This is a genomic window from Streptomyces geranii, assembly GCF_002954775.1.
Lineage (GTDB): Bacteria > Actinomycetota > Actinomycetes > Streptomycetales > Streptomycetaceae > Streptomyces > Streptomyces geranii.
In genome coordinates this window covers 201,787-228,051 of record NZ_PJME01000006.1, presented here as the reverse complement: position 1 = coordinate 228,051, position 26,265 = coordinate 201,787, and the positions used below count along the sequence as shown (strand labels likewise).

22 protein-coding genes, 1 pseudogene and 1 riboswitch are annotated in these 26,265 nt (G+C 71.8%); of the genes and pseudogenes, 15 read left to right on the top strand and 8 right to left on the bottom strand.

Going from position 1 to position 26,265, the window contains the following annotated elements; all coding sequences use genetic code 11:
- Nucleotide 1 precedes the first annotated feature (1 nt).
- Both CW359_RS11670 and CW359_RS47310 read right to left on the bottom strand, forming a co-directional pair.
- On the bottom strand, nucleotides 2-1,621 hold the full coding sequence (locus CW359_RS11670) for an ABC transporter substrate-binding protein (RefSeq protein ID WP_105969794.1): 1,620 nt from the start codon (nucleotides 1,619-1,621) through the stop codon (nucleotides 2-4).
- Between the two features lie 213 nt (nucleotides 1,622-1,834).
- Nucleotides 1,835-1,951 (bottom strand): putative leader peptide, encoded by a 117-nt coding sequence (locus CW359_RS47310; RefSeq protein WP_332874970.1) that lies wholly within the window; start codon nucleotides 1,949-1,951, stop codon nucleotides 1,835-1,837.
- A gap of 34 nt (nucleotides 1,952-1,985) precedes the next feature.
- A riboswitch (SAM riboswitch) is annotated at nucleotides 1,986-2,099 on the bottom strand.
- 131 nt (nucleotides 2,100-2,230) lie between these two features.
- Here CW359_RS47310 and CW359_RS11665 point away from each other — a divergent pair.
- From CW359_RS11665 to CW359_RS11645, 6 genes and pseudogenes are all read left to right on the top strand, one after another.
- A complete protein-coding gene (locus CW359_RS11665) occupies nucleotides 2,231-2,467 on the top strand; it encodes a hypothetical protein (RefSeq protein ID WP_198655183.1) in 237 nt (78 codons plus the stop codon).
- 17 nt (nucleotides 2,468-2,484) lie between these two features.
- Nucleotides 2,485-2,769 carry an antibiotic biosynthesis monooxygenase gene (locus tag CW359_RS11660; RefSeq protein WP_232838352.1) on the top strand — a complete coding sequence of 95 codons (285 nt, stop codon included), beginning with the start codon at nucleotides 2,485-2,487 and terminating at the stop codon, nucleotides 2,767-2,769.
- Nucleotides 2,770-2,815: 46 nt separating this feature from the next.
- Nucleotides 2,816-2,926: pseudogene (locus CW359_RS47795) on the top strand (DUF427 domain-containing protein); the annotation flags it as partial.
- 337 nt (nucleotides 2,927-3,263) lie between these two features.
- Nucleotides 3,264-4,493, top strand: a complete 1,230-nt coding sequence (locus CW359_RS11655) for a dipeptidase (RefSeq protein ID WP_105969791.1) — start codon at nucleotides 3,264-3,266, stop codon at nucleotides 4,491-4,493.
- Nucleotides 4,494-4,581: 88 nt separating this feature from the next.
- Nucleotides 4,582-7,449, top strand: coding sequence for a helix-turn-helix transcriptional regulator (locus CW359_RS11650; RefSeq protein ID WP_105969790.1), 2,868 nt, complete (start codon nucleotides 4,582-4,584; stop codon nucleotides 7,447-7,449).
- A 140-nt stretch (nucleotides 7,450-7,589) separates the two neighbouring features.
- Nucleotides 7,590-9,218, top strand: a complete 1,629-nt coding sequence (locus CW359_RS11645; protein ID WP_105969789.1) for a S53 family peptidase — start codon at nucleotides 7,590-7,592, stop codon at nucleotides 9,216-9,218.
- A 72-nt stretch (nucleotides 9,219-9,290) separates the two neighbouring features.
- Here the strand turns inward: CW359_RS11645 and CW359_RS11640 are convergent, their stop codons facing one another.
- Nucleotides 9,291-10,427 (bottom strand): sensor histidine kinase, encoded by a 1,137-nt coding sequence (locus tag CW359_RS11640; protein WP_105969788.1) that lies wholly within the window; start codon nucleotides 10,425-10,427, stop codon nucleotides 9,291-9,293.
- Nucleotides 10,424-11,110 (bottom strand): response regulator, encoded by a 687-nt coding sequence (locus CW359_RS11635; RefSeq protein WP_232838351.1) that lies wholly within the window; start codon nucleotides 11,108-11,110, stop codon nucleotides 10,424-10,426. The genes CW359_RS11640 and CW359_RS11635 overlap by 4 nt, the downstream gene beginning before the upstream one ends.
- Before the next feature lie 209 nt (nucleotides 11,111-11,319).
- On the opposite strand from CW359_RS11635, the gene CW359_RS11630 reads away from it, so the two are divergent.
- From CW359_RS11630 to CW359_RS11610, 5 genes are all read left to right on the top strand, one after another.
- A complete protein-coding gene (locus CW359_RS11630) occupies nucleotides 11,320-13,428 on the top strand; it encodes a xanthine dehydrogenase family protein molybdopterin-binding subunit (RefSeq protein ID WP_105969786.1) in 2,109 nt (702 codons plus the stop codon).
- A gap of 77 nt (nucleotides 13,429-13,505) precedes the next feature.
- Nucleotides 13,506-13,985: a (2Fe-2S)-binding protein gene (locus tag CW359_RS11625; protein WP_105969785.1), complete on the top strand. Its 480-nt coding sequence runs from the start codon at nucleotides 13,506-13,508 to the stop codon at nucleotides 13,983-13,985.
- 258 nt (nucleotides 13,986-14,243) lie between these two features.
- Nucleotides 14,244-14,771, top strand: a complete 528-nt coding sequence (locus CW359_RS11620) for an RNA polymerase sigma factor (protein ID WP_105969784.1) — start codon at nucleotides 14,244-14,246, stop codon at nucleotides 14,769-14,771.
- Nucleotides 14,772-14,862: 91 nt separating this feature from the next.
- Nucleotides 14,863-15,480, top strand: a complete 618-nt coding sequence (locus tag CW359_RS11615; RefSeq protein WP_105969783.1) for a hypothetical protein — start codon at nucleotides 14,863-14,865, stop codon at nucleotides 15,478-15,480.
- A gap of 82 nt (nucleotides 15,481-15,562) precedes the next feature.
- The gene (locus CW359_RS11610) at nucleotides 15,563-17,131 is read left to right on the top strand and encodes an ABC1 kinase family protein (RefSeq protein WP_105969782.1); all 1,569 of its coding nucleotides are present in this window, start codon (nucleotides 15,563-15,565) and stop codon (nucleotides 17,129-17,131) included.
- Between the two features lie 8 nt (nucleotides 17,132-17,139).
- Here the strand turns inward: CW359_RS11610 and CW359_RS11605 are convergent, their stop codons facing one another.
- The 3 genes from CW359_RS11605 to CW359_RS11595 all read right to left on the bottom strand — a co-directional run bounded on the left by CW359_RS11605 (nucleotide 17,140) and on the right by CW359_RS11595 (nucleotide 20,818).
- Nucleotides 17,140-18,447 carry an aspartate aminotransferase family protein gene (locus CW359_RS11605; RefSeq protein ID WP_408647472.1) on the bottom strand — a complete coding sequence of 436 codons (1,308 nt, stop codon included), beginning with the start codon at nucleotides 18,445-18,447 and terminating at the stop codon, nucleotides 17,140-17,142.
- On the bottom strand, nucleotides 18,444-19,556 hold the full coding sequence (locus CW359_RS11600) for an SDR family oxidoreductase (protein WP_105969781.1): 1,113 nt from the start codon (nucleotides 19,554-19,556) through the stop codon (nucleotides 18,444-18,446). Before CW359_RS11600 ends, CW359_RS11605 begins: the two co-directional genes overlap by 4 nt.
- 122 nt (nucleotides 19,557-19,678) lie before the next feature.
- Complete coding sequence (locus CW359_RS11595; RefSeq protein ID WP_105969780.1) at nucleotides 19,679-20,818, bottom strand: acyl-CoA dehydrogenase family protein; 1,140 nt, start codon at nucleotides 20,816-20,818, stop codon at nucleotides 19,679-19,681.
- A gap of 180 nt (nucleotides 20,819-20,998) precedes the next feature.
- On the opposite strand from CW359_RS11595, the gene CW359_RS47305 reads away from it, so the two are divergent.
- The 4 genes from CW359_RS47305 (at nucleotide 20,999) to CW359_RS11580 (ending at nucleotide 24,901) form a co-directional block, all read left to right on the top strand.
- The gene (locus CW359_RS47305) at nucleotides 20,999-21,118 is read left to right on the top strand and encodes a putative leader peptide (RefSeq protein ID WP_332874969.1); all 120 of its coding nucleotides are present in this window, start codon (nucleotides 20,999-21,001) and stop codon (nucleotides 21,116-21,118) included.
- 109 nt (nucleotides 21,119-21,227) lie between these two features.
- Nucleotides 21,228-22,097, top strand: coding sequence for a glutathione S-transferase C-terminal domain-containing protein (locus CW359_RS11590; protein WP_105969779.1), 870 nt, complete (start codon nucleotides 21,228-21,230; stop codon nucleotides 22,095-22,097).
- 205 nt (nucleotides 22,098-22,302) lie between these two features.
- Nucleotides 22,303-23,502, top strand: coding sequence for an LLM class flavin-dependent oxidoreductase (locus CW359_RS11585; protein WP_105969778.1), 1,200 nt, complete (start codon nucleotides 22,303-22,305; stop codon nucleotides 23,500-23,502).
- Nucleotides 23,503-23,524: 22 nt separating this feature from the next.
- The gene (locus CW359_RS11580; RefSeq protein ID WP_105969777.1) at nucleotides 23,525-24,901 is read left to right on the top strand and encodes an NtaA/DmoA family FMN-dependent monooxygenase; all 1,377 of its coding nucleotides are present in this window, start codon (nucleotides 23,525-23,527) and stop codon (nucleotides 24,899-24,901) included.
- A gap of 186 nt (nucleotides 24,902-25,087) precedes the next feature.
- On the opposite strand, the gene absR1 is transcribed toward CW359_RS11580, so the two are convergent.
- Nucleotides 25,088-26,173, bottom strand: a complete 1,086-nt coding sequence (gene absR1 / locus CW359_RS11575; RefSeq protein WP_105969776.1) for a beta-glucuronidase AbsR1 — start codon at nucleotides 26,171-26,173, stop codon at nucleotides 25,088-25,090.
- Nucleotides 26,174-26,265: the final 92 nt, after the last annotated feature.

The following is a 26,265-nucleotide window of genomic DNA, read 5'->3' as shown; positions in this document are numbered from 1 at the left end:
ACTAGCCGATCCAGGTGTCGTGCAACTGGACCCGGCTGCCCGAGTCGAACGCGAGACCGTGCACCTTCTTCGTCACGGCGAGCTGCGTCTGCAGCTCCACCACCGGGATGTTGTAGGCGTTGTCCACGATCAGCTTCTGCGCCTCGGTCACCAGCTGCTGGCGCCCCGCGGCGTCCGTGGTCGCGGCCTGTCCGGCCAGCGCCGTGTCCAGCGAACTGGCGGGCAGGCGGTAGAAGTTGGCCAGCTTGCTGGAGAAGGAGCTGCGCAGGATGTCGGGGTCGGCCCGGGTCACGTTGCTCCACACCAGGTCGAAGTCGCCGCCCTGGAGGGTGGTCGCGAACTGGCTGACCTGGCCCTGCTTGAGGACCACGTCGACGCCGACGTCCTTCAGCTGCTGCTGGATCAGCTCCAGCGCGGGCTGGTTGGTGGCGGCGTTGGGGAACCAGGCGATGGTCAGGCTGAGCTTCTTGCCGTCCTTGGCCCGGATGCCGTCACCGCCCGCCTTCCAACCGGCCTCGTCCAGCAGGGACTTGGCCTTGGCCGCGTCGAAGGCGAGGTCGGCGGAGAGGTCCGTGTAGTCGGGCGTCGTGTGTGCCAGGACGCTGGTCGCCGGCTGGGTGCCGGTCGGGAAGACGGTGTCGGCCACCTGCTTGCGGTCGACGGCGGCCAGGATCGCCTGACGCACCTTGGCGTCCTTCAGCACCGGCCGCGAGTTGTTGACGCCCAGGCCGAACACCACCCCGGGGTTGGCCCGGCGCAGCAGGCTGACCTGACCGCCGCCGAGGGCCGCCTCGTTGGCCCTGCCGACACTGCTGATCGCGTCGACCTGCCCGGACTGGAGGCTGCCGGCCCGCACCCCCGCCTCGGGCACGACCTTGAACACCAGCTTGTCCAGATAGGCCTCGCCCTTCTTGGACCACAGCTCGGAACCCCAGTCGTACCCGGCCCGCTTGACCAGGGTGATCGACTGGTTCTGCACATACTGCTTCAGCACGAACGGCCCGGACCCGATCGCCCCCTCGCTGCACTTCTGCTGCGGGGACTTCTTCACGCTCGCCGACGACTCGATGCCCAGCGAGTGGGTCGAAGTCGCCTGCAAGAACTGCGCGTTGGGCTCCTTGAAGGTCACCTTCACGGTGAGCGGGTCCACCACGTCGGTGCTCTCGACGCTGCTCAGATAGCCCTGCGGCAGGCTGCCCAGCGCACCGAGCTTCGGCACCGCGTCGAAGTTGTCCTTGACGACCTGCGCGGTCAGCTTCGACCCGTCGCTGAAGGTGACGCCCGAGCGTAGATGGAAGGTGAACTGCGTCGCGTCGGCGTTGATGTCCCAGCTCTTGGCGAGCCACGGCACGATCTTGCCGGTCTCGGGGTCCTGGTCGGTCAGGGAGTCCACGGTCTGGCGTACCGAGTAGATGCTCTCGTTGCTGCCGGACTGCTGCGGGTCCACGCAGCCCGCGTCGGAACTCACCGCGAAGGTCAGGGTGCCGCCGGACTTCGGCTTGCTGCTGCCGCTGCCGGCGTCGTCACCGCCCGAACCGCAGGCGGTCAGCAGCACACCGGTGGTCAGCAGGGCGGTCAGGGGCGCCCAACGGGAGAGTCTGAAATCCGGAAGTGTGGTCACGGAGGGGTTTCTCCTACTCGTATCACCAGGCACGGGGTGCCGTGCGAGGCACGGCCGTGCATGGGCGTGCGGCCCCGGCCGGCTCGAACCGGCCGCAGGGGAGCGCTGTACAGAAAGGTGGTCAGGGAGAGGCGACACCGGGAGCGGTGGCAGGGGAGTGGCGCGAAGAGGCGCGGACCGGCGACGGACGTCAGCCGGCTCGGGCCGGGCTCGTCAGGATCGACAGAGGCAGCTGGTGGAGCGCTTCAGATCGATGTGGCGCCGGCGCGAGAGCCGGGAGAAGGGTGTGGCGTCGGCGAAGGAGGCAGGCAGGTCACCGCTGTGCCGCATACCGGTCCTCCCCACTCTCCGGCCCCGGACAGGGGCCACGCGCTTGCGGGAGTCGTCGGTGATCCCGCCGGGCTTTCACCTGGAGCACCCCACCGCGCGGGAGGGTTGCCGGTCAGCAAGCCAGGGCTTGACGCTGACACTCAATGCCGGACGCGATCGTACGGAGCGGTCTTGTCGTACGTCAATGCCGGAAAGGTGCGTCCTGCACGGGAAGGCGGTCCGTCTCACGTGCCGGGACGCGTGGTGGATGCACCTTGTTCCGTGTGTTTCGATCCGCTCATGGAGACCGCAGGTCAGGCACGCACCGCGCGGCTCGACCCGTTCTGGGCCGGCCGGACCCGCTACGTCACCACCCGTGCCGTCGACGGATTCGACATCGTGCCGCACCTGCTGCCGTCGTCGGTCACCGACATCGTCGACAAGCTCGTCCCGGAACTCCGGAGCCGGGGCGTCTACCCCACCGAGTACCTGGACCTGCCGCCGCTCACCGCCGCGGCCGTCCCTGTGACACCCTGATGTCTGTGATTGTCAGGGTGAGCGAGGCACACGTACGTCCTGAACGGTTCGAGGAGTTCCGCGACCTGATCGTCGCCGCGGTACGCGACTTTCCCGGCCGCCACCCGGGGCTCGTGGACCACGAGGTACTGCTCGCGCCGCCCGACTCACTGCTGTACGTCAGCCGCTGGCGCGACGAGCGGGACCTGGTCGCCTACGCCGGGGAGCGCTGGCGTGACGAGCCCGTGGTTCTGCCGGGCGAGGAGGAGTACCTCGTCGCACCCCTGCGGGTACGGCACTTCACCCTCGCGACGCTGGACTGATCCGGCCGGCCCCGACCGAGCGCAGCAACCCGAAGGAGAGCCGCCCATGGCCACGTTCCCGACCGCGAAGGACGTACGGACCACTCCGGAAGGCATCCTCTGGGAGCCCGCCGAGCGCTGGGTGCGCGGCCGGAAGGGCGAGGTCACCGTCGTCGAACGCCCTTGACGGCGGCAGAAGTTGATGTTCGTATTCTGCCAATGCGTTCATTCCGGCCACCGAGCCGGCGACACCCCTGGAGGACCGCGTGGCATCCGCCCCCGTGCTGTGCTCCCGGCGCCACGTCGATCTGCTGCCGGTCTGCGGCTGCCGCTGTCAGGGCTGACGGCTCCTCCCGCGCTCAGCCCTCCCGCGTTCACCCTTCACACCACCGCACGCGTCCGGCCCGTCCGTCGGGCCTGCCGGTCGCCGACCCGGTCGGACAGGCGCGCCGCAAGGACCGTCCCAGCGACACGATCGACGCCCTCGACACCTTCGACGAAGGAGTGGCAAGGCCATGACCGACGACACCACGGCCGATGTGGTCGACCAGGTACTGAGCAGCACCCCGGTCTTCGACGGGCACAACGACCTGCCGGTGGCGCTGCGGGTCCGCTCCGGCTACAGCGTCGAGGGCCTCGCCGAGGGCCGCCCCGACCTGCACACCGACCTGCCCCGGCTGCGCGCCGGTGGCGTCGGCGCCCAGTTCTGGTCGGTGTACGTCTCCTCGAAACTGCCCGAACCCGAGGCGGTGGTGGCCACCCTGGAGCAGATCGACGCCGTCTACCGGCTCGTCGCCCGCTACCCCGACACCCTGCGCATCGCCTACACGGCCGCCGACGTCGAACGCGCGACGGCCGACGGCCGCATCGCGTCCCTGCTCGGCATCGAGGGCGGCCACAGCCTCGCCGAATCAACGGGCGTACTGCGCTCGTTCGCCAGGCTCGGCGTCCGCTATGTGACGCTCACCCACAACGACAACACCTCCTGGGCGGACTCGGCCACCGACGAACCCGGCGTCGGCGGCCTGAACGACACCGGCCGCGCGATCGTCGCCGAACTCAACCGCACCGGCGTCCTCGCCGACCTCTCCCACGTCGCCGAGTCCACCCAGCGCGCGGCCCTCGCCACCTCCACGTCCCCCGTGCTCTTCAGCCACTCCTCCGCACACGCCCTCAACGGCCACCCGCGCAACGTCACCGACGGAGTCCTGGAACTGCTGCCCGCCAACGGCGGCGTCATCCAGCTCACCTTCGTCCCGTACTTCATCTCCGCCGAGGTCGCCGACTGGTCCCGGGACCTTCAGGCCGAACGCGAACGCCTCGGCCTGCCGGAGAAGACCTGGCCCTGGCCGCGCGCCCCCAGACCGGACGAGACCCCGGCGCAGGTCGCCGAGGAACTCACCGCGGTCTACGCCGAGCCGCTCGACGACCGCCTGCGCCGCTGGACGGAGGCCCACCCACGCCCCGAGGTGACGGTCGCCCAGGTCGCCGACCACGTCGACCACGCCCGCGAGGTGGCGGGCGTGGCCCACATCGGCCTGGGCGGCGACTACGACGGCGTGGACCACCAGCCCGTGGGCCTCGCGGACGTCTCCGGCTACCCGGTACTGCTGCGCGAACTGGCCGGCCGGGGCTGGTCCCGCACCGACCTGGAAGCCCTGACGGGCCGCAACGTCCTGCGCGTCCTGCGCGAGGCGGAACTCCGGGCGACCGAGCCGCTGTGGCCGACGGCACCGCTGCGATGAGCACATTGACAAGCGGAATCCACCGGGGCTGTCATGAGCACATGATCGAGCGCTCCGCGACCCGCCGCCCACCCCGGGCGCACCGCCGGTGACCGTTCGCCGTGAGCTGCTCGACACCGCCCGGGCAGCGCTGGCGGCCCGGCAGGGCGTGCTCCTGTACGGCCCCGAGGGCATCGGCAAGTCGACACTGGTGGCCGCCCTCATGGCGTCCGCCTCCGGAACCGTGCTGCACAGCTCGCCCGCTGCGGAGGACGCCCGGCTCCCGTTCGGTGGCCTCGTCGACCTGTTCGCGCGAGTGCCGCAGAGCTGCCTGGAAGCCCTCGCCCCCGAACCCCGGGCGGCGCTGCGGGCCGCCCTGCTGCACGAGCGCGGACCGGCCGACGACCGGAGCCGACTCGCGGTGCGCGTCGCCGTCCTCGAACTGCTGCGCGCGCTCGCCGCCACCGGTCCCGTCCTCCTGGTGATCGACGGCCTCCAGCACCTCGACGAGCCGACTGCCGAGGTGCTCGCCTTCGCCGTACGCCGCGCCATGGGCCCGGACTTGAAGGTGCTGGCCGCCGAACGGACCGCCGACGGCGAGCAGCCGGAACACCTGCGCCGCTGCCCGCCGGACACCCTCGAACTCCCCGTACCGCCGCTCGGCGACGACGAGGTGGCCCACCTCGTGGCCACCGCCCTCGGCGCCGACCTGCCGCCGAGCGTCCTGCGGGCCGTCCAGGACACCGCCGCCGGAAACCCCTCCTACGCACTGGAGTTGGCGCGAACCGCCCCGCGCGACCCGATGCCCTTCGGCCACCCGCTGCCCGTACCCCGCAGACTCCGCGCCCAACTCAATGACCGGACAAGCTCGTTGCCGCCCTCGGCCGCGCACACCCTCCTGGTCACCAGCGCCGCCGCCCACCCCACCCTCACTCTCCTGCGTGCCGCCGGGCTCCCCGACCCCGTCGCGGACCTCGCAGAAACCGAACGGCTCGGCATCGCGACCGCCGGCGCCGACGGCACCGTACGCTTCCGGCATCCGCTGCTGCGGGCCGCCGTCTACGCCGACGCACCCGAGTCCGGCCGCCGCGAGGCGCACACCCTGCTGGCCCGCGCCGTCACCGAACCCGTGGAGCGGGCCCGCCAACTCGCCCTCGCCCACCCGTACGAGGACGAGACCACCGCCCGCGCGCTGATGTCCGCCGCCGAGGTCGTACGCCGCGACGGCACCCCCGACGCAGCCTTCGAACTGGCCGGACTCGCCGCCCTGCGCACTCCCGCCGACCGCCCCGGCGACCGCGCCGACCGGCTGCTAGCCGCCGCCGAATACGCCTGTGACGGCGGACTGTCCGAGGAGGCCGGACAGGCGGCCGGGACCGTCCTCGCTGGGTCGGGCTCCGCACGGCAGCGGGCCCGGGCCCGGGTGATCCTGCTGCGCAACGCCGGACAGGCCCTGGAGGGCACCCGCGACCTCATCGAGGAGGGCCTGCACGACGCGGCGGGCGACCCCGAGGCGGAGGCCTGGCTGCACTACTGGGCGGCCGTACGAGGGCTGCTGTGCGGGGAGTTGGCCGACGCGGCCCGCCATGCCCGGCGCGCGGCCCGGCAGGCGGAACCGGCCGGTGACACCGACACCAGGATCGGTGCCCTCGCCACCCTCGCCCGCGTGCTGTCCCTGGCCGGCGAACCGGTCGCCGCCGACGCGGCCCTGGCGGAGGCGCTCGCCCTCGCCGGTGGCGCCGACGCGGGCCCCGACAGCTGGGGGCTGATCCGGATGCGGGCCATCCTCGCCCTGGACTCCGACAAGGTCACCGAGGCGGGCGAGCGGGTCGCCCGACTCCTCGCGGAAATAGGCGAGTTCGCCGGGGTCGAGGAGGCCGTGGCGACCCTGGTCGCACTGACCCGCATCCAAGTCCGCGCCGGACACTGCCGCGAGGCCCTGCGCACCGCCGCCCGCTGCGCACGCACCCTGGCAGGCACGGGCGTCCAGACCGCGCCCGCGCTGTACGCGGCGGCCCTCGCCGCCACCGCGGGCGGCACGGCGGCGGACGCCAGGCACCTCGCCGAACAGGCGGTCCGCGCCTCCGAGGCGGACGGCGACCGCCTGTTCCTGCTGCGCGCGCTCGCGGTCCTCGGCCAGGCCCAGCTCCTCGACGGCGACCCGCGCGGCGCAGCTGCCGCCGTCGAGACCCTGCAACGCGTCAAGCAGCTGGGCGAGTCGATGTGCGCGGCCGACCCGCCCCTGCTGCACTGGTACGCCGACCTCGCCGAGGCCCTCGTCGTCCTGGGCGAGACGGACGCCGCCGGAGCCGTCCTCCACGACGCCCGCACCCGGGTCTCCCGCGACGCGCCCGGCAGCGTACTCGCGGCCCTGGAACGGGCGGAGGGGCTGCGGGAGGCCGCGCTCGGCCGCGCGAAGGAGGGCGCGGTCCGGCTGCGTACCGCCGTGGAACGGCTGCGCCGGCTGCCGCTGCCCGTCGAGCTGGTGCGCGCCCTGATCGCCCTCGGCACGGTCGAACGCCGGGCCAGGCACCGGAGTTCGGCGCGGACGGTCCTGCGCGAGGCGGCGGAGACCGCGACCCGGATCGGCGCCGCGCCCCTCGCCGCGCGGGCCAGGGACGAACTGGTGCGGCTGGACGCCGGGGACCGCGCCGGTGAGACGGGCGGGCCCGAACTCACCCCCACCGAGGCGAGGATCGCCGAACTGGTCGGCGGCGGGGCCACCAACAGGGAGGTCGCCGCACGGCTGTTCATCAGCGTCAAGACGGTCGAGGGCGCCCTCTCCCGGGTCTACCGCAAACTCGGCGTCCGCTCCCGCACCGCGCTCGCCCACGCGATGGCGGTCGCCGTCCTCGCCTCCGGCGCCGCCGTGGGATACGGCGACAGCGACGACCAAGTCGGGCCCGTGGCACAGGAAGTGACGGTCAGTCAGCCAGGCCGTCTGCGCGCGTCCCGCTCGCTCGGCACCCGCCGCTGACACGGCCTCCGGGGCGGCACGACATGCGCAGTTAACACACAGAGCAAGGGTTCCCCCGCTTATGGGGGAGGGGGCGCCGTTCCTACGGTGAAGCCGTTCCGCTTTCGGGACAGCCACCCCCCACTCCTCGGAGGACGTCAGTGAAGTCACGCCTCAAACTGCTCGGCCTGGTGGCCGCACCGGTCCTGCTCGCCGCCGCCGTCCCCACCGCCTACGCGGCCAACATCGCGCAGCCGCACACCACTCGGGCGGCCGTCACCGGAGACGTCCTCAAGGGCCTGAACACCCACGCCACCCGCACCGGCAAGCTCGCCGCCGGCAAGCGCATAGCCGTGGCGATCAGCCTGGCCCCCAGAAACGACAAGGCGCTCGACACCTTCGTCGCCAAGGTCAGCGACCCCAAGTCCAGTTCCTACGGCCACTATCTGACGAAGAGTCAGTTCGCCTCCCGCTTCGGCCGGACCGACGCCGAGGTCAAGCAGCTCAAGGACTACCTGCGCGCCCAGGGCCTCACCGTCGGCAAGGTCCACTCGGGCAACCTGCTCGTCGACGCCAGCGGCACCGCCGCCCAGCTGGAGAAGGCATTCGGTACGAAGCTGTCGACCTGGAAGGACGCCAGGTCGGGCCGCGCGTTCTACGCCAACGACAGTGCACCGACCCTGCCGTCCGCCATCGCCTCCCTGGTCAGCGATGTGGCGGGCCTCAACAATCACACCCAGCTGCACCACCAGTCGACGTCCCGTGTCGCGCCCCGCAACGGCCCCGGCGGCGGCTACACCCCGGCCCAGCTCAAGGGCGGCTACAACGTCTCCGGCACCTACACCGGCAGCGGCCAGAAGATCGCGCTGCTGGAGTTCGACGGTTTCCAGCAGGCCAACATCACCAAGTACGACACCAACTACAGCCTGGGCTCGCCCACTCCGACCGTGTCCAAGGTGGACGGCGGCTCGGGCGCGCTCGGCGACGGCCAGGTCGAGGTCGAGCTGGACATCGAGGTCCTGCACGCCATCGCCCCCAAGGCCGACGTCACCGTGTTCGAGGGCCCCAACTCCGACGCCGGTGAGGTCGACACGTACCAGGCGATCGTCGACAGCGGCATCCCGACCACGTCGATCAGCTGGGGCGCCGCCGAGAGCGCCCGCACCACCTCCAACATCAACGCCGTGGACGCCGTCTTCAAGGCGGGTGCCGCCCAGGGCCTCGGCTTCTACGCGGCCTCCGGCGACGACGGCTCCGACGACGCGGGCGACGGCGGCACCTCCGTCGACTACCCGGCCAGCGACCCGTACGTCACCGGTGTCGGCGGCACCAAGCTGACCGTGACCTCGGCCAACGCCTTCAGCAAGGAGGTGGCCTGGTCCGGCGGCGGTGGCGGCAAGTCCTCCGTCTTCAAGATCCCGAGCTGGCAGACGGCCGTCCAGAAGAGCGCGGGCGGCGGCTACCGCCAGGTCCCGGACGTCTCGGCGCACGCCAACCCCAGCCCCGGCGTCTCCATCTACTCCCAGGGCTCGTGGGGCACGGTCGGCGGCACCAGCGCGGCGGCTCCCGAGTGGGCGGCCTTCGCGGCCCTCTACAACCAGCAGGCCAAGGCGGCGGGCAAGGCCAACCTCGGCTTCGCCAACCCGGCCCTCTACACGGCGAGCGGCACCGGCTTCCACGACATCACCAGCGGCAGCAACGGCGCCTACTCCGCCGCCACCGGCTGGGACTTCACCACCGGCTGGGGCTCGTACAACGCGGCGACCCTCGCCACCAAGCTCCTCGGCTGACCGAGCCGACCGAACAGCACAGCACTGCACAGCGCGGGCCGGGACAACTCCCGGCCCGCGCTGTGCTGTTCGCTACGACGCCGAACCGGCCGGCAGCCCGAGCCGGACCTCGTAGCCGCCCTCGGCGGTCGGCCCGGAGCGGAAGGTGCCGTGCAGGAGTTCGGCGCGCTCCCGGAGGCCGACCAGACCCTGATGGGAGCCAGGGAGGGGCAGCGACGGACGGGTCGGGGGCGTGTTCGTCACCGTCACACCGAAGGCGGTGCCGTCGTCCGCCCGCCACAGCCGTACGGTCGCGCGGGCGCCCGGCGCGTGCTTGCGGACGTTGGTGAGGGCCTCCTGCACCGTGCGGTAGACCGTGCGCTGGGCCGGAGTGCCGATGTCCGGGGGCAGTTCACCGGTCAGCTCGGTTTCGATGCCGCTCGTCGTGACCAGCCGGTGCAGATCGGCCAGTGTGGGCTGCGGAGTCAGCTCGGTGGCCCGGCCGCCCGAGGCCCGCAACAGGGTGACCATGTGCCGGAGTTCGTCGAGCGTGTCGACGCTCAGCGCGCGGATCGTCCGGGCGCCCTCCCTGGACTCCTCGTCCCGCGCGGCGACTTGCAGCGCCCCGGCCTGTACGGCGATCAGGCTGACCTGGTGGGAGACGACGTCGTGCATCTCCCGGGCCAGCTGGGCGCGTTCCCGGGCCAGCACCGCCTGGGAGTGCAGCAGCCGCTCGTGCTCCCGCGCCTCCTCGATCTCCACCAGCTGACGGGACAAGTCCCGGCGGGCCTGCAGCAGTTGGCCCAGGAGGACGGGCGCCGCGGCCGTGGCCAGCGTGTAGAAGAAGGAGACGACCGTCCAGGCGCGGTCGTGCGAGGTGAGGTCGTCCACCGGCCAGGGGGCCGCCGACGCGAGCGCGAACAGCAGCGCGCAGGCGGCCAGTCGGCGACGGTCCCGGGAGCGTTCGGCGAGCGTGAACAGGGCGGCGAACGGCGCGAACACGATGTCCAGCATCAGACTGGCGGGCAGGGTCAGCAGGAAGACCGTCAGCGGGAAGCGTCTGCGGAACGCCAGCGCCCCGCAGGCCAGCACGGAGGCCGCGACCGAGACCGGCGGTTCGCCGAACAGGCTGATCAAGGCGTCCACGGCCGCGACCGCTACGACGACCGCGTCGACGGCCCGCTCCGGGACCCGCGTCCACCACGCCGGGCGGGCATCGGCCCCGCTCACTGCCCGGACCCCGGCCCGTGCCCCTCGCCGGACGACCCGTCCAGCAGCCCGGCCCGCTGGGCGAGCAGCGCCGCCTGGACCCGGCTGCTCACCCTCAACTTCGTGAGAATCGCGCTGACATGGTCCTTCACCGTGCCCGCGCTCAGATGGATCCGGGTACCGATGTCCCCGTTGGACAGCCCCTCCGCGACCAGCACCAGAACCTCGCGCTCCCGCTCACTCAGCCGGCCCACCCGGGCCACCTCGGGGTCCTCGGCACGGGGGTCGGCACCGGGGTGGCCCTGCCAGAGGGCCCGCGAGGCCTTCGGTGACATCACGACCCCGCCCGCCACCAACGTCCGTACCAGCTGCGCGAGTTGATCCGGCTCCGTGTCCTTCAGCAGGAAACCGGCGGCGCCGGAGCGCAGGGCGGTCAGGATGTACTCGTCGGCGTCGAACGTCGTCAGCATCGCCACCACCGGGGGCTCCGGCAGCGCACGTACCTCCCGCAGCACGGTCAGACCGTCGACGTCCGGCATCCGGATGTCCAGCAGGACCACGTCGGGGCGCTCCCGCCGTACGGTGTCGACCGCCCCGGCGCCCGCCGTGGTCGCGACGACCTCGATGTCGTCGGCCGCGCTCAGGATCAGCTTGAAACCGGACCGCACCAGGGCCTCGTCGTCCACCACCACTACCCGGATCACGTACGTCCCGCCTCGCCCTCGATGTCGTCCCCCGACCTTAGAACGGCGAAAGCGCCGCCAGGCGCCGGACCCGGCGGCACGGCCACGCAACCACGAGGCCCCCCGGGCCCTCATACACAGCAGACAGAGCAGGGCGCGGCGGACGCGGCCGGACTCGACTCGGAGCGGCAGGGGTGGCGATGGAACGGCAGTTGTCCCGTCGGAGGTTCATGGTCTACTCGCTGGCCGCCTCCACCCTGACCGTGGCCGCACCCATCGGCTGCGACACGTCACCGGCAGAGGGCGCCGACCGCTCCACCCCTGACGCGGGCGCGCGCTCCGGTGTCGTGGTGACCGGTACGGACGACGAGATGCTCGTCCTGGAGGTCACCGCCGCCAACCGGGTCGTCGTCCGGCTGCCGCGCGTCGAGGTCGGCCAGGGCGTCACCACCGCCGTCGCCATGATGATCGCCGAGGAACTCGACGCCCGCCTCACCGACGTCGACATCCCGCTCGCCGACGCCCGCACCAAGGGCAGCCAGTACACCGGCGGTTCGAGTTCGGTCAGCTCGCTGTACGGTCCTGCCCGGGCGCTCGCCGCCACCGCGCGGGCCCGCCTGGTGACCGCCGCCGCCCGCCGCTGGCGCCTGCCCGCACGCACCCTCCGTACCCGCGACACCATGGTCGTCGCACCGGACGGCCGCACGGCCACCTACGGCTCGCTCACCGCGACCGCCGCACTCGTCACCCGCCCGGCGGTGTCCAGCAGGCCCAAACCGGCCTCCCGGCACAAGGTGATCGGCAGGCCGACGACCCGGATCGACGCCCGGGACCTCGTCACCGGCAAGGCGCGGTACGCCGGTGACCTGCGGGTGCCCGGCGCGAAGCCGACCGTGGTGGCCAGGCCGCCGACGCTCGGCGGGAAGATCCGCACCCTCGACGACCGGGCGGCCCGCGCCATGCCGGGCGTCCGCGCGGTCGTCCGGGTCGCGGGCGGGGTCGCCGTGGTCGCCGACACCTTCCACCACGCCTTCCAGGCCCGCGACGCCCTGCGTATCACCTGGGCCCCGGGCCCGCTGGCCGCGCTCTCCGACGCCGTCATCAGGTCCCGGCTGCGCGCAGCGGTCCCGCCGCTCGGAGCCGCGCCCGGCGGATCGACGCAGGTGACGGGCGAGTTCGAGTTCGCCTTCGTCAGCCACGCCCCGATGGAGGTGCTGACCACGGTGGCCGACGTCCGCGCCGACCGGGCCGAACTGTGGTTCTCCACCCAGACACCGATGGACGCCCGCGACAGCATCGCCTCGGCGGTCGGACTCCCCGCGTCGAAGGTCAAGGTCCATGTCATGCGCGGCGGCGGCTCGTTCGGCCGACGCCTGAACTACGACTTCGCCCTCGAAGCGGCCCTCGTCTCCAAGGCGGCCCGCCGACCGGTCAAGCTGATGTGGAGCCGAGCCGACGACCTGCGGCACGGCCAGATGCGTGCCGCGACCCACCACCGCGTCAGAGCCAGCCACGCGGGCGGCCGGGTGGTGTCCTTCGTCCACTCGACGGCCTCGGTGAGCGAGTCGTACGAGGGTCTCGCGGCGGCCGGCGGTGCGACCTCGTTGGCCGCACGGCCGGGGCGCGTCCGGGAGGCGGGCCCGCTGCCCAGCGACAGCGGGTTGTACAACTTCGGGCGGCTCGGCGGGGATTCGGGCGGTGTGGAGCTGGCCGCGATACCGCTGGGCGCCTGGCGCTCGGTGGACTCCGGCACGACCCGGACCGTCGAGGAGATCATGGTCGACGAGATCGCCCGCAGCCTCGGCAAGGACCCGGTCGCCTTCCGCCGTACGGTACTTCGCGGCAAGGCCGTGCGTGCCGTGCTCGACAAGGCGGCGTCCGCCGGGAGTTGGGGCCGGACCCTGCCCGCCGGACACGGACAGGGCGTGGCGGTCCACGAGGAGTACGGCTCCTGCGTGGCCTGCCTGATCGAGATCGACGCCACCGACCCGAAGAACCCCCGGGTGACCAGGGCGGTGATGGCGGCCGACGTGGGAACCGCCGTGAACCCGCGAGGACTTGAGGCCCAGCTCATGGGCACCACGATCGACGGCATCTCCACGATCCTGCGGGCCGGCCTGCACATCGACCGGGGCGCCGTCCGCGAGGGCAGCTTCGCCGACTTCCGCTACGCCCGCCAGCGGCACGCGCCCCTCCACTTCGAGGCGCACATCATGCCGTCCAAGGGCGAGCCGGGCGGCGCCGGAGAACTCGGCGTACCGGCCGCCGCGGGCGCCGTCGCCAACGCGTACGCCCGAGCCACGGGCACCAGGCCCCGCCGCTTCCCCCTCACCTTCTGACCGTCCGCCGCCCACCGATCGTCGACCGCCGACCCCGGCGTCACTCCACTCCCCAACTCCGCCCCCGAGAGGTCCCGATGCCCCGCTACACCTTCGTCCTCAACGGCGAGCCGGTCACCGTCGAGGCCCCGGCGGACATGCCGCTGCTGTGGGTGCTGCGCGACCTGCTGCACGTGACCGGACCCAAGTACGGCTGCGGGGTCGGCGTCTGCCGGGCCTGCACGAGCCATCTCGACGGCGCCGAGATCCAGCCCTGCGTCGTCCCGGTCGCCGACTGCGCGGACCGCACGGTCACCACCATCGAGGGGCTGGCCGACGGCGACACCCTGCACCCCGTCCAACAGGCGTGGCTCGACCAGGACGTGGCCCAGTGCGGCTTCTGCCAGCCGGGACAGATCATGGCCGCCGTCGCGCTGCTCCAGCGGACCTCCGAGCCGACCGACGCGGACATCGACGGGATCGAGAACGTCTGCCGCTGCGGCACGTACTGCCGTATCCGCGAAGCCATCAAACAGGCCGCCGCGGACAAAAGCAGGTCGGCCGGTATTGGCGGATAAAGTTCCTCGGTGGCCGATATGGGTATGCTGCACGAGATGATTGATTCGCTCCAGGGTTGATGTGACGTTTCTGCGCGAATTGACCGACCCGGCAGCGGCAAGGATTTTTATAGCACGACACATCGCACGCCGGAGCTGGTTCATACCTTTTCCATTCGGACGAGTGGTGCGCAATCGGCTCGGTTTGTCCGTGAGTTGACCCGGACAGTCCTTTCCCGTCGAGTCGGGGAACAGGAAAATTTCGGGGCCGTGTACTGCATGAATTCGGAAGACTGCGCGGACGAGTTAGTAATCTGGGAAGAGATCGCGGGCCATCGGGAACGGCTCATGCGGCTGGTCCGCCGGCGGCTGCCGAGCGCCCAGGACGCGGAGGACTGCGTCCAGGAGGCGATGCTGCGGGCGGCGGCCCACGACAATCTCGACCGGGACCGGATCGGTCCCTTCCTGACCGCGGTCGCGCTGCGACTGTGTGTCGACCACTACCGCGAACTGGAGCGCAGACGGCGCCTGGTGGGCCGTACCGCGCACGTCAGCAGGCCCGAGCTGCCGGACGAGGACGTGTGCGACGAGGACTTCGGACGCTGGCTGCTGCGCCAGGTCCAGCAGCTGCGGGGCCGCGAGCGCCAGGTCATGCTGGCCCGCGCCGACGGCATCTCCACGATGGAGTTCGCCCGTATGCACCAGATCTCACTGAAGGCGGCCGAGGGCGCGTTCACCCGTGGGCGGGCACGGCTGCGGCTCGTGTGCGCCCAGACGCTGGACGGGGTCGCCGTACATCCCAGGTGACGGACGGCCGAATTCATCCTCGGTTCATGTCCGGCCTCTCGTGAACGACTTCCGGATTACGGGAGTTGAGTCGACAGGGAAGGCAGTTGCAGTGGGCAGGAACAATACACAGGACACGATCAAGGACTTCATCGGCGATATCGCCGACAGTACGAAGAAGGCCTTCGATGACATTCTCGACCGAAGGGACGACTCCCGTGCCGTGGACTGGTTCACCGCGGCCAATCCCTACCAGGCGCTGAACGGATTGCCCGGGGATGTGCTGCGTACCGTCAGCGCGCTCTCCGCGCTCGGCGGGGTCGCCAATCCCGTGGCGGCACTGGCGAACGCAGCCAACGCCGCCGCCGGAATCGGCCCCGCCAATCCGCTCGCCGCGCTGACCGGCGCCGCTCCCAACCCGCTGGCCGCGCTGGCCGGCGCGGCCCCGAACCCCCTCGCCGCACTCGCGGCCGGGGGCGTGAACCCGCTCGCGGCGCTGGGCGGCGGGGGCGCGAATCCGCTGGCCGCGCTCGGACAGGTGGCGGGCGGAGCCGCGTCCGCCGCGTCCGGGGCGGCGGAGATGGCGGAGGGACTGGCGGCCCTGCCACGGCAGATCGCCCAGCTCTCCGAACTCGTCGCGAACCTGGTCGGCGTGCTGGAGAGCGTCCAGGGAGTCGCCGGAGCGGTTTCCGGCGCCGGCAGCCGGCCCTCGGCGGCACGCAAGAGCTGACGCGGGGTGCATGACGGCGGGGCGGGGCCGGACCCGCCCCGCCGGTCTCGGGAGACGCAGCACACACAGAAGGTCGTGACACATGGGCAGTGCCCTGCTCGGCAACCGGCTCCGGCTGGTCGTGAAGGTCCTGGGAGGTCTCGCCGCCGAGGAGGCGGGCCGACTGGCCCGGGACCGCCGCCGCACCCGGCGCGGAACCGGCGCGGAGCCCCCCGAGGACGGCGTGGACGGCGAGGACGGCGGCGACGACACCCGGCGGGCCAGAGCCGTACGGCACGCGCTCGAAAGCCTCGGCCCCTTCTACGTGAAGCTCGGGCAGATCCTCTCCACCCGCCCCGACATGGTCCCGGCGTCGATGATCGCCGAGCTGCAGAACCTGCACGACCAGGTCGACGTGCAGCCCTTCACCGTCTTCGAACCCGTCCTGCGCGAACAGCTCGGCCCCGACTGGAAGCGCCGCTTCGACGACATCGACACCGTACGACCGCTCGGCGCGGCCTCCCTCGCCCAGGTGTACCGGGTCACCCTGCCCGGCGGGCGCCCGGCCGTGGTGAAGGTGCAGCGGCCCGGCATCCGGGACGCGGTCCGCGCGGACATGGCCCTGATGCGCAGGGCGTCCCGGATCGTCGCCCGCACCGCGCCTCGCTTCAACGAGGTCATCGACATGGAGGCGATGCTCGGCTCGATCTTCGACGCCATGGAGCCGGAGCTGGACTTCACCGGCGAGGCCCGCAACATGGACGAGGCCCGCGAACACATCCGCCGCTATCCGACCCTCGCCGTGCCCCGGGTCGTCCACGCGACCCCCAAGGTACTGATCCAGTCGCTCGCCCCCGGTACCTCCGTACGGCACCTGGACCGGGGCGAGTTCAGTGACCGCGAGCGCACGGACATCGGCAAGGACCTGCTGCGTTTCATGTACCGGGGCTACTTCGTCGACCGCATGTTCCACGCCGACCCGCACGCCGGGAACGTCTTCGCGCTGCCCGGCGGCCCGGCCACGCTCATCGACTGGGGCATGATCGGCCGCCTCGACCGCCGTACGAGCCTGCAACTCCTGCCCCTCCTCATGGCGTTGGCCCAGAACGACGGCCACGGACTCGCCTGGGCCTGGGCCGACATGGGACGTGTCACGCCGTGGTCCAACCTGCCCGCGTTCGCCGCCGACATGGCCGCGCTGGTGCCCAAGGTCGCCACCGCCTCGCTGGCGGACATCAACTTCGGGGTGTCCCTGACGACCGTCCTGGAGAAGGCGACCAAGCGGGGCATCGGCTCGGCGCCCGCGATCTCCCTGCTGGGCAAGTCCTTCGCCAACCTGGAGGGTTCGGTGCGCTGCCTCGCTCCGGACATCGCCCTCTCGGAGGTCTTCCGGGCGGAGGCCCGGGGCATCGTCATGGCCCTGCTGCGCGAGTACTTCTCCCTCGACCAGGCGGCCCGCAACACCATGGACCTCCTGTCCTTCGCGGTGTCCGCCCCCGAGCAACTGCGCAGTGTCCTCTCCGACGCGGCGGGCCGGCAGTTCGCGCTCCAGCTGCACGAACCGCACACTCCGGCCGGGATGGGCGGGCAGCGGCCCTGGACGCCCTCGCGCGGCCTGCTGGCCCTCGGCGCCGCCGCCCTCCTCTTCGACCGCCGCCGCCCGTCCCACTGACCGGCGGGTCAGCCCGCCCGCCGCGCCACGTCGTCCAGCGACTCCGCGAGGGTCGTGAGGAAGAGCCCCACCTCTTCGTCGCCGACGATCGCGGGCGGGGTCAGGCGCAGCACCCGCGAGGCGTTGAGGGAGTGGTTCACCAGGACGCCCCGGCCGACGAGTTCGAGGATCAGCTCACCCACGGCCCGCTCCTCGGCGAACTCCAGCCCGATCAACAGCCCACGCCCGCGCACCTCCTGGACCAGCCCGCCGGTGTACGGCGCGCACACCGCCCGTACGCCCGCGAGCAGTTGCTCCCCGAGCCCGCGCGCCCGGGCGACGACGTCCTCCCGGGCCAGCGCGTCGACGGCGGCCCGCGCCGCCGCACAGGCGATCGGCGAGGCGGCGAAGGTGGAGGTGTGGAGGTAGGGGTCACGGGAGAACGGCCCGTACGCCGCGTCCGTCGCGACCATCGCCGCGACGGGCACGACCCCGCCGCTCAGCCCCTTCCCGACGAGGAGGACGTCCGGCGTGACCTCCCCGGCCTGCTCGACGCCCTCCTGCCCCTCCCCGTCCAGCCCCCACCACGAGCCCAGCCGCCCGAGCCCCGTCTGGATCTCGTCGACGATCAGGAAGGCGCCGTACGCCCGGCACAGCCGGCTCACCTCCGCCAGATAGCCCGGCGGCGGAATCCGTACGCCTCCCTCGCCCTGCACCGGCTCGACGATCACACAGGCCCGTTCACCGAGCGCGCCGAGCACCGCCGCCAGGGCCTCCGGGTCGCCGTACGGGACGACATGGCTGTCCGGGAGCAGCGGGCGGAACGGCTCCTGGTACTTGGCGTTGGCGGTGGCGGAGAGGGCGCCCAGGGTCTTGCCGTGGTAGCCGCCCGCCGTGCTGACCAGCGCGGTGTGCCCATGGGTGCGGGCCAGCTTCAGGCCCGCCTCGGTCGCCTCCGCACCGGAGTTGACGAAGTGCACCCGGTCGAGACCGGCCGGCGTACGGGCGGTGAGCGCCTCGGCGGCCCGGGCCGCGACCGGCTCCAGGAAGACCCGGGAGGCCAGCGGATGGGCATCGATCTGGCAGTGCACGGCGGCCGTCACGGCGGGGTGCCGGTGGCCCAGGATGAAGACCCCGTACCCGCCGAAGTCCAGGTAGCGGTGGCCGTCGTCGGTGAAGATCCACGCCCCGTCGGACGCCGTCTCCAGCATCCCGCCGAGCACGCCGCCCATGACGGCACGGCCGGAGGAGAGATGCTCGCGGTAGAGGTGGGTGACATGGGCGCGGCTGTCGGTGTCCGGGAGTGTCGTCGGCAGCTCGATCGGAACGCTGGTCAAGACGCCAACTCCCTTGCCTGGAATGTCTCTTGAGCTGTCGGTGCTGCGGTGACCGGCTGGACGAGCTGCCGTCCGCGCATCCCGCCGGGCCGGGCCGACCAGGCGACCAGATTGCGCACCAGGGCCTCGCGCAGCTCCTCCTTGGACACCGCCCGGCCGCAGTGCGGGGTGCCGAGCGACGACTCGAAGGGGAGGGCCCGCTGGAAGACCAGCAGCAGTTCGGCGTACGTGTGGAAGCGGCGCCGGAGCGACTCCGGGAAGGTCGGTCCCTCGATCAGCGGCAGCAGCAGCCGGTGCACCGACTCCAGCGGAATCAGCCGGGGCGGATGCGGCCGGGGTCCGTACCGCTCGGCGAACTCCAGGCAGGTGTCGATGACTTCGGTCTGCAGGAGCACCTCCGAACCGGCCGTCAGCCAGTACTCGCCGCCGGTGACCCCGCCGCGCATCAGGTCGCCGACCGCACGGGCGACGAGATCCTGCGGCACCATGTCGATCCGCGATTCCGGGCCGCCCGGCATGACCGGGACCTGACCCTTGACGATGGCCCCGAGCGCCCGCGTCAGCCCCTGCATCCCGGCGATCCGGCCGGTCACCGAGTCGCCCATCACCACCGACGGCCGCATGATCACCCCGGGCACCGGCGCCTCCCGTACCGCCTGTTCGGCGTCCTGCTTCGAGGCGAGATAGGCGGCGGCGCCCGGGAAACGCTCCTGTTCCTCCGGGGCGAGCGGGTTGGCGACGAAGGCGGTGCTCATGTGGAAGAAGGGCGCCCCGGCGAGGGCCGCGAGGTCGAGCATCGTGCGGGTGCCGTCGAGATTGGCGCGGCGGATCAGGTCGGGCTCCCACTGCCAGTTGGTGGCGGCGGCGGAGTGCAGCACGACGTCCACCTCGGCGGCGAGTCGAATGAACTCCGGCCCGGACATGCCGAGTTGGGGCTCCATCAGGTCGGCGCGGAACTCCCGCACCCCCGGTTCGTGCACCGGGGTGCGATGACGAAGACAGACGATGCGGAAGTCGGGCCGCAGCTCGTCGATCAGGGCTCTGCCGAGGACTCCGGTGCCGCCGGTGAGCAGGACGGTGGGCCGGGTGCCGGGTCGTGATGGAGGCATGGCGAAGTTCCCCTCGGTCGGGTGAGCGGTGAGCGGTGAGTGGTGCGATGCGGTTCGCGTCGGGTCGTGCGGCGCGCTGGGCCTCGTACGAAGAGGTCTGTACGGAAGGCCGGGAGAGGGGTTCAGGCGACCGTCAGCGGTGCCTCGGCCAGATACGCGGCCAGCGGGCCCGTCATCCGGGAGCGCGACGGCGGGTGCAGGGCGAGGCCGTTGACGCAGGCGGCGAGGTAGCCGACCTCGTCCGAGGTCATGAAGCCGGTGCCGCCGAGGAGTTCCACCGCGCGCGGGACGGTACGGGCCAGGGTGTCCTGCACGCTGTAGCGGACGTACAGGGAGTCGGCGAGCGCGGACTCGTCGGGGGCTCCCTCGTCCACCCGGCGGGCCAGGCCCTCCACGGCGGCCATCGCGCCCTCCGTCTCCACCACCAGCCGCACCCGCTCGCCCTCGGGCACCCGCTCGTCACGCAGCACCCGCTCCACCAGGGCGCTCGCGGCACCGAGATAGCTGCCGGTCATCAGCAGCTCGAACCAGACGAGCCCGGCCGTCTGCACCTCGTCGAGCCGGGCCCCGGCCGGGGACGCGGTGCGCACCAGCAGTTCCGGCGGCACGAGGACGTCGTCCAGCGTGACCTGGTCGCTCTCGGCGCCCGCGAGGAAGCTGCTCGCCCAGAAGTCGCTGACGCTCAGCCCCTCCGTCTCGGCGGGCACCAGCGCGACGGCCAGTTCCTCGCCGTCGCCGTCCTCGCAGGGCACCATCACGCTGGCGGTGAGCAGATCCATCGACCGGGCGAGGCTGCACGGCCGTTTCACGCCGGTGATGCGTACGCCCTCGGCGGTCACCGTCGCGGACATGGCGGGGGAGAGGATGCCGGTGCCGCTGCGGCCCTCCGCGAAGCCGGACGCCATCAGCCGGTTGTCGGCCGCGACCCCCTGCACGAGCATCCACTCCAGGCCCTCGCCGCCGCCGGACTCGCTGAGCCCGACCAGCGTCGCCATCGAGAAGTGGTGCATGGTCGTCGCCACGGCCAGCGACGGCGACCGGCTGCCCAGCGCCCGCTGCACCCGCACCGCTTCGAGGGCGGTGGCGCCCCGCCCCTGGAGGGCCGTCGGCGCCAGCAGCCCGGGCCCGCCGCACTCCCGGAACAGCCCGATCCCCGGACTCGCCGGGCTCTCCAGCGTCATCAGCGGCAGGGCCCGCAGCCCCTCGTCGAGGCCGGGCAGCAACTTGGTGAGGGCCGCGCGCTCGCGCTCCAGGAATCTCATGTCGTCCCCTGCTTCCTTGGTCCTCGGCTGCCATAAGCGCTTCGTTTCTCTCTTCACGAGCTTTACGAGCCCACCGCGAGGACCCCTCGGCACCGTCCGACGTACGAGACGCCCTTGACGTGCGCGTCGGCCCGATCGACACTCCCCATGGGAATCCTAGTGAAAAGGTAGGGAAACGTGATGAGCGTGGAGTCGAACGCCAGTCGGGTGGTCTTCGCACCCCGGCCGACCCCGCTGCTGACCTCCCGCCGCCACATCGACCTCCAGCGCCTCCGCAGCGCCATCAGCCTTCTGAGCTGAGCCCGGCCGGTCGACGGGAACTTGACGACAGGCCCTGGCAGCCGGACCGACGAGCCCGACTACGCCTTCCGCCGCGCGTACGTCTGCGCACCACATCCTGGGGAGACTCATGACCGTCACACCACTGGCCGCCACCTCCGCACGCCCCGCCCCGGCCTTCCGCGGCCGGCTCGGCCGGGACGCGCGCAGCGGCCACTACGCCGTGCCGCGCCGCTACCGCCTCCACCTGTCCTCGGCCGACCCCGACTGTCTCCGGATCGCCGTCACCCACAGCCTGCTCGGCCTCGCCGCCGCCTGCCCCGTGACCGAGCTGCCCGCCGTGCCCGACGCACCCGGCGGCGAACACTCCGCACTGCGCCCGCTGTACGAGGCGAGCGCGCACCGCTACTCCGGCGCCGCGACGGTGCCGGTGCTCAGCGACGACTGGTCGGGCCGGATCGTCAGCACGCACACCCCGGACATCCTGCGCGACCTGGCCCGGCACTTCGGCGGCGGCCGGCCCGCCCTCTACCCGTGCGGTCTGGAGGGCGAGATCGAGGCGGTCGAGCGACTCTGCGCCCAGAGCATCGACGCCGCCGCCCAGCGAGCCGGAGCGACCGACACCGAGGACGACGACCGCGCCGACGCACTCGCCTCCCTGCTGCGCACACTGGGCTCACTGAACGCCCGGCTCGCCGCGGACGAGTACCTCCTGGGCGAGCAACTGACCGCGGCGGACGTGGAGTTGTGGGTCAGCCTGGTACGCCTGGACACCGTGCACCGCTGGCACCTGGACGCGGCTGCCGTGCACCGCATCGCGGACCACCCGGCCCTGTGGGCATACGCCCGCCGCCTCGCCGCCCACCCGTCCTTCGGCCCCCACCTCGACCTCGACGCCATCGCCCGCCGCCACCACGCCGACTGCCGGGGCCTGGAGGCCGCGGGCGCCGCCGTGCAGATCCTGGACTGGGCGGCCTACGCCTCGCGTTCCGCCGGGTAGCCGCCCGGTGGGTGGTCGGTTCGCCGGTTGCGGGCCCGGTGGGGGCTGGTCACGCCCACGCGGTTGCCGGGCCCTCGCTTCGACTGTGGCGGTGTTCATCCGGCCGTCACAAAAGATCGGAACACACCGGGTTTGTGCCTTGTTGACCACATCGTGCTGAAGGCCATCCCTTCTTCGTACGGTCGCTCAGGAAGGCGTCATCTTCGTGTCCTCGTCACTTTCTCCACTGCACCTGGCCGTCGCCCTGGACGGCGCCGGCTGGCACCCCGCCGCCTGGCGTGAGCCCGTCGCCCGGCCGGGGGAGCTGTTCACCGCCCGGTACTGGGCCGACCTGGTCGCGGAGGCCGAGCGCGGCCTGCTCGACTTCGTGACCATCGAGGACGGCCTGGGCCTGCAGTCCTCGCATCCCATCGAACTGGACGGCCGCGCTGACCAGGTCCGGGGCCGACTGGACGCGGTCCTGATCGCGGCCCGTGTCGCTCCGCTGACCCGGCAGATAGGCATCGTCCCGACGGCCGTCACCACGCACACCGAGCCGTTCCACCTGTCCAAGGCCATCGCCACGCTCGACTACGTGAGTTCCGGTCGCGCGGGTCTACGAGTCCAGATCAGCGCCCGCCGGAACGAGGCCGCCCACTTCGGCCGCCGTACGATCCCGCACCTCGACCCGGTGAACGACCCGCACGCCTGGGAGACGGTCGGTGACCTCTTCGACGAGGCGGCTGACTACGTGGAGGTGGTGCGTCGGTTGTGGGACAGCTGGGAGGACGACGCGGAGATCCGGGATGCGGCGACGGGGCGTTTCATCGACCGGGAGAAGCTGCACTACATCGACTTCGAGGGCCCGCACTTCCGTGTGAAGGGCCCCTCGATCACCCCGCGCCCGCCGCAGGGCCAGCCGGTCGTGACGGCACTGGCGCACGAGACCATTCCGTACCGGCTGGTGGGCCGCGCGGCCGATGTCGGGTACGTGACGCCTTTCGACGCCGGCCAGGCGCGTGCGATTGTCGCGGAGATCCGGAGCGAGCAGGCGGCGGCCGGGCGTGCCGGTGAACTCGTGCATGTCTTCGGTGACTTGGTCGTCTTCCTCGATGACACGACGGCTGCGGCCGAGGCTCGTCGGGAGCGCTTGGATGGGCTGGCCGGGTACGAGTACAGGAGTGATGCCCTGATCTTTGCGGGTACGGCGGTGGAACTGGCCGATCTGCTGCAGGAGTTGGCGTCGGCCGGGCTGTCCGGCTTCCGCCTGCGTCCCGCTGTCGCCGGGCACGATCTCCCGGCGATCACTGGGAAGTTGGTGCCTGAGTTGCAGCGTCGGGGTGTGTTCCGGCAGTCGTACGAGGCCGACACTCTGCGTGGGCTGCTGGGGCTGTCCCGTCCCGCCAACCGCTATGCCGCTGTCTGAGCGGGAAGGATTCTCCGAGATCATGAGCAAGCCGCTGAAGCAGGTCCACCTGGCCGCGCACTTTCCCGGTGTCAACAACACCACCGTGTGGAGTGATCCGAAGGCCGGCAGTCATATCGAGTTCAGCTCCTTCGTGCATTTCGCGCGGACGGCGGAGCGGGCGAAGTTCGATTTCCTGTTCCTGGCCGAGGGGCTCAGGTTGCGGGAACAGGGCGGGAAGATCTACGACTTGGACGTCGTCGGCCGCCCCGACACCTTCACGATCCTGACCGCGCTCGCGGCCGTGACGGAGCACCTCGGTCTGACGGGGACGATCAACTCGACGTTCAACGAGCCGTACGAGGTGGCGCGGCAGTTCGCGAGTCTGGATCATCTGTCCGACGGGCGGGCGGCGTGGAATGTGGTCACGTCGTGGGATGCGTTCACGGGGGAGAACTTCCGGCGGGGCGGGTTTTTGCCGCAGGACGAGCGGTACTCGCGGGCGAAGGAGTTCCTGCAGACCACGAGCGAACTGTTCGACTCCTGGCGCGGGGACGAGATCCTCGCCGACCGGCAGACGGGCACCTTCCTGCGGGATGCGAAGGCGGGCGCCTTCGTCCACTCGGGCCGGCATTTCGACATCGAGGGCCAGTTCAACGTTCCCCGCTCGCCGCAGGGCCGGCCGGTGATCTTCCAGGCGGGTGACTCCGACGAGGGCCGCGAGTTCGCCGCCTCCACCGCCGACGCCATCTTCAGCCGGTACGCCACGCTCAAGGAGGGCCAGGAGTTCTACACGGACGTCAAGGGCCGCCTCGCCAAGTACGGCCGCCGTGCTGACCAGTTGCTGATCCTGCCCGCCGCGAGCTTCGTCCTCGGTGAGACGGACGCGGAGGCGGAGGAACTGGCCCGGGAGATACGCCGACAGCAGGTCAGCGGGGCCACGGCCATCAAGCACCTGGAGTTCGTGTGGAACCGTGACCTGTCCGCGTACGACCCGGAGGGTCCGCTGCCGGACATCGACCCGGATCTCGGCGAGCACACGGTCTCGCGGGGCCGGGCGCAGGTGCGCATGTACCGCGACCCGCTGGCGACCGCCCGCGAATGGCGCGAGCGTGCCGAGGCCAACAACTGGTCCATCCGGGACCTGGTGATCGAGACCGGCAATCGCCAGAACTTCGTGGGCACCCCGGCCACGGTCGCCGCCACCATCAACGACTACGTCCAGGCCGACGCCAGCGACGGCTTCATCCTCGTCCCGCACATCACGCCCGGGGGACTGGACACCTTCGCGGACACGGTGGTCCCGCTGCTGCAGGAGCGGGGCGTCTTCCGCACCGAGTACGAGGGCACCACCCTCCGCGACCGCCTCGGCCTCGCCCACCCCGATGCCGAGCCGGTGGGGGAGCGGGCCGCTTCCTGACGGGCTGTCTCCTGACGGGCTGCCTCCGGACGGACTGACGTGCTGCCCGACCGGTCGTCGGGCATGGCGTGGTCGAGGACGTCACCCTCCCCCATGAAGGTGACGTCCTCGACCGCTCCCCCGGGAGCCCGAAGGTGGTCTGATTCGTCCGCGTCGGCCGTCATGCGCTGGTCTCTGCCCCCAGCATCACCAGCACATGACGGCCGTTTCCCCCGATCCCCACGTGGAGTAGAGCCTGACGCGGACGAAGTATTGGCGGCCCTTGACGAGCCGAACCCTGACGTGGGCGTTGTGCGGGGTGCCGCCGTCGTCCTCCGCGGAGAGGTAACGGGGCTCGCCGTCGATCTCCTCGAAGACCGCGACGACCGTGTCGCTCTCCCCGAAGGTGCCCACGGTGTAGTCGCGGGTCTCCGGCGGTGCGATACCGAAGTCGGCCTGCTCGCCCGCGCCGAGCCGCAGCGGAGCGGACCGGAACGGCACCAGTTCGGCCGGCCTGCCCGTGCCCGTCGGCGGATACCAGCGGAGCACGAACTCCTTGTCGGCCGGGGAGAGCGTCCCCGGAGGCACGACCCCGGACCGGAACTCCTCCGGCTCCAGGATCAGCCCCGCCGAGAACGGGTACTCCATGATCGACAGCGGGTCCCAGACGGAGCCGTTGACCTCGTCCGGGTCGAGCTTGCGCAGGATGTTGAAGTACGTCTTGTCGCGGCCCCAGAAGTTCGGCGGCCCCGCCAGGTCGTCGTAGACCGCCTCGTCGTCCCAGTGGATGCCGGCGAAGGGGTTCTGGTGCTCGTGCAGCAGGCCCAGGGCGTGCCCGATCTCGTGCAGGGCCGTCGCGCGTTCCCCCGGCGCGGTCAGGTCCCACCCGAAATTCATCGTGCGCCGCCCCAGGCCCACCGACAGTGCGTCCCGCCCGACCGTGGAGTACGAACCGTCACCGGTCTGGAACCCGATGCGCAGTTCGGCCTCCGAGCGGTCGCGCACCTCCACGAAGGACAGCCCGATCCCCAGGTCGAGCCACTCCCGGAAGCAGTCACGGACGACGTCGCGCTGTGCCTCGGCGCCGACCCATGACTGCCACCGGGTCTCCCCGGTCCCCGGCAGGGGGATGACCGAGCCGTCGCTGTCCCGGTCGAAGAAGTAGTAGTGGAGCACGGTGCCGTTCACCCACATCAGGCGCCCGGAGAGGAGCGCACTGAGCCGCTCGGCCGGCAACCCCGGGGCGAACGTGGGGGCCGGTTGCTGCGGGAGTGAGCACAACCGTGCGTTCATGGGAACAGAGTGCAGCTCAGAGGCGGTCGGGCGCCTGAGTCGGGGGCTACTCAAGTCGGTGTGTATCAAAGCTGAGTAGCCCGGCTCTTGTA

Excerpts from the sequence above, each read along its gene's own strand:
- CW359_RS11625 (WP_105969785.1), top strand. The coding sequence starts at position 13,506 with ATGCCCCGCTACACCTTCGTCCTCAACGGCGAGCCGGTCACCGTCGAG.
- absR1 (WP_105969776.1), bottom strand. The coding sequence starts at position 26,173 with ATGAACGCACGGTTGTGCTCACTCCCGCAGCAACCGGCCCCCACGTTC.
- CW359_RS11580 (WP_105969777.1), top strand. The coding sequence starts at position 23,525 with ATGAGCAAGCCGCTGAAGCAGGTCCACCTGGCCGCGCACTTTCCCGGT.
- CW359_RS47310 (WP_332874970.1), bottom strand. The coding sequence starts at position 1,951 with ATGCGGCACAGCGGTGACCTGCCTGCCTCCTTCGCCGACGCCACACCC.
- CW359_RS11655 (WP_105969791.1), top strand. The coding sequence starts at position 3,264 with ATGACCGACGACACCACGGCCGATGTGGTCGACCAGGTACTGAGCAGC.
- CW359_RS47305 (WP_332874969.1), top strand. The coding sequence starts at position 20,999 with ATGAGCGTGGAGTCGAACGCCAGTCGGGTGGTCTTCGCACCCCGGCCG.
- CW359_RS11610 (WP_105969782.1), top strand. The coding sequence starts at position 15,563 with ATGGGCAGTGCCCTGCTCGGCAACCGGCTCCGGCTGGTCGTGAAGGTC.
- CW359_RS11595 (WP_105969780.1), bottom strand. The coding sequence starts at position 20,818 with ATGAGATTCCTGGAGCGCGAGCGCGCGGCCCTCACCAAGTTGCTGCCC.
- CW359_RS11630 (WP_105969786.1), top strand. The coding sequence starts at position 11,320 with ATGGTCTACTCGCTGGCCGCCTCCACCCTGACCGTGGCCGCACCCATC.
- CW359_RS11620 (WP_105969784.1), top strand. The coding sequence starts at position 14,244 with ATGAATTCGGAAGACTGCGCGGACGAGTTAGTAATCTGGGAAGAGATC.
- CW359_RS11665 (WP_198655183.1), top strand. The coding sequence starts at position 2,231 with ATGGAGACCGCAGGTCAGGCACGCACCGCGCGGCTCGACCCGTTCTGG.
- CW359_RS11600 (WP_105969781.1), bottom strand. The coding sequence starts at position 19,556 with ATGCCTCCATCACGACCCGGCACCCGGCCCACCGTCCTGCTCACCGGC.
- CW359_RS11590 (WP_105969779.1), top strand. The coding sequence starts at position 21,228 with ATGACCGTCACACCACTGGCCGCCACCTCCGCACGCCCCGCCCCGGCC.